Consider the following 1,566-nt stretch of genomic DNA (forward strand, 5'->3'; position numbering starts at 1 on the left):
CTATCAATGCCGATGGTTTCCTAGATGGTTCTAGGGTTGCTGTATGTATTAGGCCTGACGCCATCCTCCTTCATCACTCCAGCAATACTCTCGCTGTGGTAAAGCTTGTGAGATTCTTTAATAATATGATATACATATCTGTTGGCAATAGTGCTTACTGGATGTTGTTTTTGGGTGCAGTTTTGCCTGAGGTAGGTGATGTAATACGTGTATCTTTAGACTCGAGTAAGGCTTTGCTTTTTAGACTCTGATGTTTGTGAGGTACGCATATGACTTTAGGTCCATGGCAGGTTTTTCTTGTACTGCTGATAATTTTGGTGCTGTTTGGCGCTGGTAAACTTCCTCAAGTCATGGGGGATTTGGGCAAGGGTATGAAAAACCTGAGACGCGAATTAAAGGATGGTAGACTTGTTCCTACCAAGGACGAGTTAAATCATTAGCTGGGATAGTCCTTTTACTGGTCAAAGCTTTTCATAGTTTTGCTGAAGAAAGAGTATGTGTTGTAAGAAGGTGTGATGGACATAAGTAGATTGATTAGTTTATTTTCTAAGCTTCCTGGCTTAGGGCCTGCTTCTTCACGCAGGATTGTTTTACACCTTCTTCGACACAGACATGACGTTATGACACCCCTAGCCAATGGCATCAGGGAATTGGAAGAAAGTACAAAAGAGTGCGAAATCTGTTTTAATTTGGATGTTACTTCCCCATGTAGCATATGCACCGATAGCAGGCGTGACAGGAGTTTGCTCTGCATCGTCGAAGAATTGGGTGATTTGTGGGCTTTTGAAAAAGGAAGGATATATCAAGGTATGTACCATGTACTCGGTGGTGTTCTATCAGCGTTGTCTGGTGTTGGCCCTGAAGACTTAAATATGAGTAGCATACCCGACAGGGTCAAGTTACACGGCGTAAAAGAAGTGATAGTTGCCACAGGCAGTGATATGGATGGTCAGGTAACGTGTCACTACATTGCACAATCCATAAAGAGTACAGGAGTTAAGGTTACGAGGCTCGCGTGCGGTATTCCTCTAGGTGGTGAGATAGACTATCTAGATGAGGGAACGCTTCGTGCAGCGCTATCATCACGCTATACTATATAGTGCTAAATTGTTGAACTGGCCTAGAAATACACAGTATTGCTTTCTATAATAAGGTGTAAATAGAGAATCTAAGGATACTTTACAAAGGCAATAAGTTTCTTGTTACATGTTTCTGGATCTAAAAAATTTAAATCTACAACACTATTTGAAGTACATCACTCTGCCATACGCCACTTATTGCCGCTCCTACACCTTTTAAATCTCTGCATTAGTGATAATTCAAAAAACGCCTGATATTCAACGGTATACACTGAGGTTACTGTCAGGTATGTGCCAGAGTTAATCTCTACATGCCAAAACATGATTCTGTATTGATATCTTTACACATCACAATAACTTGCAATACCAAAATGCAATATTGTTGCAGAGATGAAGCCACAAGATTGTCAAAATATGCAAGACAAAACACCTCTTGACGAATGACAATGGTGTAAAAATATGAGCAACATAAATGCTTTTATTCGAT

The 1,566-nt window shown here is 40.5% G+C and carries 2 protein-coding genes and 1 pseudogene; all 3 read left to right on the top strand.

Features of this window, described 5'->3' with window-relative positions; all coding sequences use genetic code 11:
• Nucleotides 1-251, top strand: a pseudogene (locus tag KPX09_RS05215) (ABC transporter ATP-binding protein); the annotation flags it as partial.
• Nucleotides 252-269: 18 nt separating this feature from the next.
• Nucleotides 270-440 carry a twin-arginine translocase TatA/TatE family subunit gene (gene tatA, locus KPX09_RS05220; protein ID WP_011451063.1) on the top strand — a complete coding sequence of 57 codons (171 nt, stop codon included), beginning with the start codon at nt 270-272 and terminating at the stop codon, nt 438-440.
• Between the two features lie 75 nt (nt 441-515).
• Nucleotides 516-1,100, top strand: coding sequence for a recombination mediator RecR (gene recR / locus KPX09_RS05225; RefSeq protein ID WP_249549296.1), 585 nt, complete (start codon nt 516-518; stop codon nt 1,098-1,100).
• Nucleotides 1,101-1,566: the final 466 nt, after the last annotated feature.

The organism is Anaplasma phagocytophilum, from assembly GCF_023476575.1.
Classification (GTDB): Bacteria; Pseudomonadota; Alphaproteobacteria; order Rickettsiales; family Anaplasmataceae; genus Anaplasma; species Anaplasma phagocytophilum_A.